Annotated in this window: 6 protein-coding genes; 5 read left to right on the top strand and 1 reads right to left on the bottom strand. The window is 44.7% G+C overall.

Features of this window, described 5'->3' with window-relative positions:
- Positions 1-234: helix-turn-helix domain-containing protein (locus Q366_RS21090; RefSeq protein ID WP_156968236.1), on the bottom strand; the 234-nt coding region annotated here is incomplete at its 3' end.
- A 297-nt stretch (positions 235-531) separates the two neighbouring features.
- Here Q366_RS21090 and Q366_RS18625 point away from each other — a divergent pair.
- The 5 genes from Q366_RS18625 to Q366_RS18605 all read left to right on the top strand — a co-directional run bounded on the left by Q366_RS18625 (position 532) and on the right by Q366_RS18605 (position 6,977).
- A complete protein-coding gene (locus Q366_RS18625; RefSeq protein ID WP_035242127.1) occupies positions 532-1,710 on the top strand; it encodes a site-specific integrase in 1,179 nt (392 codons plus the stop codon).
- A gap of 321 nt (positions 1,711-2,031) precedes the next feature.
- On the top strand, positions 2,032-2,322 hold the full coding sequence (locus Q366_RS18620) for a nucleotidyltransferase family protein (protein WP_035242125.1): 291 nt from the start codon (positions 2,032-2,034) through the stop codon (positions 2,320-2,322).
- Complete coding sequence (locus tag Q366_RS18615) at positions 2,315-2,689, top strand: HepT-like ribonuclease domain-containing protein (RefSeq protein WP_035242124.1); 375 nt, start codon at positions 2,315-2,317, stop codon at positions 2,687-2,689. Before Q366_RS18620 ends, Q366_RS18615 begins: the two co-directional genes overlap by 8 nt.
- Before the next feature lie 306 nt (positions 2,690-2,995).
- Positions 2,996-3,844: a Hachiman antiphage defense system protein HamA gene (locus tag Q366_RS18610; RefSeq protein WP_035242120.1), complete on the top strand. Its 849-nt coding sequence runs from the start codon at positions 2,996-2,998 to the stop codon at positions 3,842-3,844.
- Positions 3,834-6,977 carry a DEAD/DEAH box helicase gene (locus Q366_RS18605; RefSeq protein WP_035242118.1) on the top strand — a complete coding sequence of 1,048 codons (3,144 nt, stop codon included), beginning with the start codon at positions 3,834-3,836 and terminating at the stop codon, positions 6,975-6,977. Before Q366_RS18610 ends, Q366_RS18605 begins: the two co-directional genes overlap by 11 nt.
- The last annotated feature ends 99 nt before the right edge of the window (positions 6,978-7,076 follow it).

Raw genomic sequence — 7,076 nt, 5'->3', positions numbered from 1 at the left:
TAAGGAGTCAAATTGATATTTTTCCCATCCATCGATCCACTTCGAAACTGTTTCCTGAGTAGTCAAACATATTTGTGAAATCTGATTGATACTATACCCAGAGTTGCTTAACCGGATTGCTTGAGCCCTGAGTTTAGTACGGTTTGACTCTTCATCCGAAAATTCAATAAGTGACAGCCATTTTAATGCCAATGGCTCAATTGGAGAAACAAATTTTCTACCCGTACGTTCCATCTGATATCCTTGCTATGCAAATTAAAAAAACAACAATGATTTATTGCAAAGCAAGATAAAACAAGAATTATTTTTGTCCACCTACTTAACGAAATTTGAGTATGAATACATGGCGGGAAAGATTGATTTTAACACCTATCTGAATCGTTGTTATGCGGATTACAACAAAGGCCGTTTGTCTAAAAATAGAAAATAATTAATCGAATATCACCCTCCATGTAGATCAAAGGATAAAACTTGACCTCAATGCCCCGACATAATACTCTCGTTGATAATTTCAGATTGATGGGAGTATGCATGAAAGGGAATATAACTACCAGGGAAAGGTGCTTTGTATGCAATAGCAACCTGATCCATGACGAACGCCGAGGTGGTTGTTTTTGCCCAAATCATCCTCAAGTCGGAGCGACTTCCTTTATAGTCAGATTCGGGAAAGATGTTTACCGCAGGTTTCCATCTTATAAAGAAGCGTGTGATTTCTTAACGGGTCTCAGATATAAAACATGCGAAGGCACATACGATCCAAATGACTACAGAAAAGAAAACCCAAACGGATTTAATATCCTGTCTGAAAAATACCTTAACAGAAAAAAAACAAAAAAGTCTTATAGCAATATATGCCATTACATAAAGGTTGCCCAGGAACATTGGGGAGACACAAACGTAAAATATATCAATGGTGCGGATATTGAGGACTTCCTTTTTTCCATTGATAACATATCCGAAAAAACCAGGAACAACTATAAAAGCACTCTTTCTGATTTTTGGAAATACATTTACAAGCGTAAGGTAATAACCATTGTTCAAATGCCAGAGTTCCCGGAAATCGAATATGAACTCGGATACCGGAACGTAACAACCTGGGAGATCCAAAATCAGATCCTGGAGCAAATTAAAGAAGACTCCAAAAATCCAAAGCAATGGTTCGGTATTGAACTTTTAAGTGTTTACACAAAACTCAGACCTGCCGATCTTCTGAAATTGACAGAGGGTGATATTGATCTTGAATCCGGCATGCTTTTTATCCATTACCCCACCAAAAAGAAAAACAGTCTGTTAACTGTCCGCCTCGCCCCCGGCCATGTTGAAATATTTGGACAATTAAAAGAGCAATACCCTGCATTGCCAACCGTGAAATTTTTTAGGCACATTGATGGGATAAAAGGTGTACAAAGAGACGCTCCATTTGGTGAAAAATATTTTTATAAAGCATGGACCGCAGCCTGTAACAAACTCGAAATTGAGGGACTTGATCTCTATGGCGGCACCAGGCACACAACCACTACCGAAATTGGCAAAATGCAAGGTAAAGAAGCTGCAAAAAAACACTCCGGCCACAGGACGAACAAAGCCTTTGAGCGATACTGTCAGATGGATGAAGTTGAATCCGCTGATATGGCAGAATTAATTATTAAGAAAAAGGCAAAGGCCGAAGTGATAGAATTTAAAAAAGGCGACTCAAATCGACTCCAATGAGCCTGCCCCACTTCCGCCCCATTATTTTAAGGGGTGCATTTCATATAACGTATTGATTTTACAAATATTTTTTGGTGGAGGCGGCGGGAGTTGAACCCGCATCATACCACCAAGAAGCGCACCAATAAAGGGTTTAAAATGCTTAGTCAGCACTTAGTCAGCACTTCTAATCTATCTAAAAGCCAATAAACAGAATTTTCATATAATCATACCGGCTTATCCTGCATGGTAATGACAAATAAGTTGTACTATTCTTACGAAGTGGTAAAATTAGAAGTGGTATCACAAATCCATAACACAGCAAATATTTGAGGTTTATTCATGGGCAATCAAAAGATATTAGAAATATTACGTCATTATAAAAAAGAAGTAGCCGATGAATATAAAATTTCACAAATTGGAATTTTTGGATCAACCTCCCGGGGGGAGGCAAATGATGCAAGTGACATCGATATTGTAATTCGTGTCTCAGAACCAGATTTTTTCATGCTTGCTGGAATAAAAAACGATTTGGAAGATAGGCTTAAAAAACCTGTTGATATTGTTACGTACACAGACTCAATGAATTCTTTTTTAAAAAAAAGAATAGATCATGAGGCTGTTTATGCGTGATAACGAGCTACTTTTAGAAATTCTTCATCAGATTCAGGAATCGGCTCAGAAGATTATTCAGCGATTTCAGATAATACACAGTCCAAATGATTTTACAGACACCTCGGATGGTGTTGAAAAAATGGATGCCATTTGCATGATGCTGATTGTTATCGGTGAATCTTTGAAAAAACTCGATAAAATAACCGATTATGATTTGCTCTCTAAATATCCTGATGTTGACTGGAAAAAAGCAAAAGGGATGAGAGATATTATCACCCACCATTATGCTGATATAAACGCGGATACTGTATTTTTCACGTGCAAAAGGAAGATACCCGGTCTTCTTGATACAATTCAAAAAATCATAAATGATTTAAAGGCCTGAGACCTTTCTTTTTTCTTAACACAATATCTGGTGGCCGGATAATTTCAGAAAAAGCGTTCATTCATACCATAAGTCATCGGTCTTCCGGCCAAGAATAAAGGAGCGTTATACAGGGGCATTTAATTGATTATTGCAATTTTTGACAGGAATGTTTAAGCATTCCAATAGTAGTGATTTTAAAAAGGAAATATGCAGATCTGGTTAACATGAAAATAATCATGTTATGCAGTTAGATAATCAATCTTGAATGATATACGGATCTGCTGAACATATTGTTAGCCCCCCATACTAAGACACGGAAATTGAATGCCCTGGACCTCGGAACATATTAAATGGCTCGTCGACACAGGCGAACGACTGAAGACCACCGACGGCAAGGAAGTCGAAGTCTGGGAGTTCCGTCATGAGAAAAACGAGGCAGTGCTCTCTGCATGGGCGAAACACTTCCGCAATCATTATTGCCTGGATGCTGAAATCGATTTCCTGCGGGGCAAACGCCCGCGACCGGATTATCTGGCCAATATCAAGTTCCCGTGCAAAACATCCAAACTCGGTCCAGGAATCCGAGCGGGAGATTTTGGGGAAATCCTGGTTTCCGATTACCTGCAATGGCTTCTCGGTTACTGGGTGCCCAGGGTGCGGTGGTCATCAAAGGTTGTTCGAGATGAATCGCCCAAGGGCAGTGATGTCATTGGATTTCGATTTCAAAAAAAAGACGGCGGAGCCTCCACCAAGGACGTTTTGTTTGTCTTTGAATCCAAGACAAAGTTTTCCGCCTCTAAGATCAACCGTCTGCAGGATGCCATCAACGATTCTGCCAAAGATCACATTCGAATCGATGAATCGCTGAACTTCATAAAGCAAAAGCTCTTTGAAAAAAGGGATATCGATCAGGCTCAAAGGATCGAGAGATTTCAAAGCCCCGTAGATATGCCTTATAAAGAAACCTACGGCGCTGCGGCTATCATTTCTGATGAGTGTTTCGACGCCGATGAACTGGCTTCGGCAGACTGCAGAAAAATTCCCAAGTCATCGAAATCCAAGGAGGTCTTTCCACACCCTAATAGTGACAGCCTTGTCCTGTTGGTTATCAAAGGACCCGGCATGATGGACCTGGTCCACGAGCTCTACAGGAGGGCGGCGGATGAGGCCTGAAAAGAAATCCCAACTCCTGCTTGGCGTCACCCGGTCAAAGGCCAAGATGCTCGAGTACGGTGTTCGGGAAGAGCACCACATCAAAATCACCCAAGATCCGGCCAAGCTCTTTACCATCTCGATTGGTTTGCTGGGCGACCTTGCCGCCGCTATCAACCGGGAAGAGCCAGATCCCGGTTCCCTCTCGGAGCTGAGAACCAATCTGCTTTTTTCTGCCCGCTTTTTTGATTCCTATCTCCAATCAAAGCTGAATGAGACACTTGATCCATACCTCGTGCTTCTGGGTTCTGCCTCCTATTACCTGTGCGATCTTCCCGGAAGCGCGTCGGTATTGGCGAAGCGCATTGATGGCGACTGCCCGGATCTGGATGGCGATGGTTTAGAAGACCTGTTGCTCTGGTTGTTGCAGGCCGATCTGGGAACCTATTTTGATGGGGCTGAGGGACCATTCGGCGGATTCATCGAAGGGATTTCAAGATGGATTCTCCAGTTTTTCGAGGATGGGAATGGTGAAGAAAATCTTCTCGATTTGGCCACAAAACTAAGGGAAGCCGTCTATGAATTCGGCACTCCCAGGCAGCTTCTATTTGGGGATGTGATCGCGGCTGTATTGAGGAAAAAGCTCGAAAATTCCGCTTGGAAAGCCCTGCCATCATATTCCGGGCTACCCCGCGACAAATGGCTCCATGCGCTGCAAAAGGAATCATTCATCAAGGAGCTCTGGCCTGCACAACACCTCTTGGGCAAGGCTGAGGTTCTCAAAGGCAAGTCTGCCATCGTTCAAATGCCTACCAGCGCAGGTAAAACGAAGGCAACGGAACTGATCCTTCGAAGCGCGTTTCTGGCCGAGCGCGTATCACTGGCCATCATCATCGCCCCGTTCAGAGCTCTGTGCCACGAGATAAAGAACAGCCTGGTCGAGGCATTCCATAATGAACCCACCAAGGTTGATGAACTTTCCGACGCTTTACAGACCGATTTTGAAATTGCCGAGCTCCTGGGACACCAGCAAATTCTGGTTGTAACCCCCGAGAAGCTGGTCTACGTCCTTCGGCACGCGCCGGAGCTGGCTGGCCACGTTGGGTTGCTGGTGTTTGATGAAGGCCACCAGTTTGACAGCGGCACACGAGGCATCACATACGAGCTGCTCCTAACATCACTGCGCTCCATGATTCCCGAAGGAACCCAGAAGGTGCTGATCTCAGCGGTCATCAGCAATGCCGAGGCCGTCGGCGAGTGGCTAAACGGCGAGCCTAATGTCGTCAAGGGCACAACCCTGATTCCGACTTTCAGGTCAGTCGGGTTCGCGAGCTGGCTCGATCAGTTGGGAAGGATCGAGTACGTCGACAGCCGTGACGCCGAACAAAACGAGTTTTTCGTTCCGAGGGTGATTGAAAGATTCAATCTCGGGAGAAGAGGCAGAGAGCAGAAAGATCGCCACTTTCCAGAGCGAGACGATGGCCAGGCCATTGCACTTTATCTCGGTATAAAACTATCCATTAATGGCAGCATCGCTATCTTTTGTGGCAAAAAATCAACAGCGACAAGTATCTGTGAAAAAGCCGTGGAATTCATTGAGCGCGGCATACCTCTTCCGCTCCCGCAAGAATTTTCAGACAGAAATGAGGTTCAACGGCTTCATTACCTCCATGTTGAAAATCTTGGAGCTGAAGCATCGGCTTCAATGAGTGCCGAACATGGCATATTTTCTCATCATGGCAATACACCACATGGCATTCGTCTTTCAGTGGAACACGCCATGCGTGAAAACCTCGTGCGGTTCGTTGTTTGCACTTCCACATTGGCACAGGGCGTAAATCTTCCAATCCGATACCTCATTGTAACCAGTGTCTACCAAGGTATGGAGCGCATCAAGGTTCGCGATTTCCACAATCTCATTGGCCGGGCAGGTCGGGCCGGGATGCATACGGAGGGCAGCATTCTGTTTGCAGACCCGATTGTGTATGACAAGCGACGTAATCGAAAGGACGGATGGCGGTGGGATATAGTCAAGGAGCTGCTTGATCCAACCAAGTCAGAGGAATGCGCAAGCAGCCTCTTTCAACTGATCCCTCTGGTTATTCGGAATGACCGTACCAAGTCAAAAGACAAAAAGAATCATACGCTGACGTGGGACATCCTGTCTTTTGCCAAAGCTTATATAGCCGGGTGGGATTCCCTGGATGAAATTATTGGCAAGATTGCTCAACAACACGGTGGAAACGGTTTCACGGTCGATACGGTGAGGCCGCAATTCGAATTTTTCAGCCTGACTCTCGCCTCCATCGAAGGCTTTCTTCTCTCTAGCTGGGATGCTGTTGATAATGGGCTGACGGAGGCAGACATTGCTGATCTCGCGGAACAGACATTGGCGTACTTCTTAGCTGATGATGAGAAACGGAAGCAGATTCAAGAATTGTTCAAGCTTCTGGCTGAAAACATATCAGAAAATATAACTGACGTTAATCGGCGGAAAGCATTTGGGAAAACACTATATGGTGTCAACGATGCTAAAGCGATTGAGGGGTGGGTACAAGATAACGCTGATGAACTTATTGCCGCTCAAAATGGAGACGAAGTTCTTGACCTCGCGTGGCCGTTAATAACGGGGCATGTAAACAACAAAGCTTTCAATAAGTTCGACAAGAAGGACGTCCTGAAAGAAATTACGAAGAAGTGGATTTCAGGGACCCCATTTCATGAGCTTTTCCGAATTGCCGACAAAAATAAATGCAAGCTCGGTAAAGGAAAGAGGCCTAGGAAAGTCAAAATCGAAAATATCATTGATATCTGTGAGGGCGGGCTTGCCTATGATGGAGCCCTTCTTGTGAGTGCATTGTGTGAATTTGTAGAAATGCTGGACCGCGAAGGAATAGGCGACCCGATCAACCGTCTACAGCTTTTCCAAAAGCGCTTGAAATATGGTCTACCCACGGAAACCACCATTGCCCTTTACGAGCTTGGCTTTTCGGACCGAGTCATCTCTCAGGACCTCGCTGCATCCTTGAACCTGGTAGCGACCCAGAAGAAGGATCTCGTGAAAGCGCTGAAAAAAGACCGGGACGGAGCCAATGCGATGATGGAAAAATACCCAATATATTTCAAGGAACGAATGAATGAAATCATGGGCTAATAGGGATAGGACTCCCCATTACTGAGGAGCCCTCCCACACCACCCGGCATACGGATCTCGTACCAAGGCGGTTCGGCTGGTGTTAACAAAATCGGCTGT

The sequence above is a fragment of the Desulfobacter vibrioformis DSM 8776 genome (assembly GCF_000745975.1).
GTDB classification, from domain to species: domain Bacteria; phylum Desulfobacterota; class Desulfobacteria; order Desulfobacterales; family Desulfobacteraceae; genus Desulfobacter; species Desulfobacter vibrioformis.
This window is presented reverse-complemented; position numbering and strand designations above follow the sequence as displayed.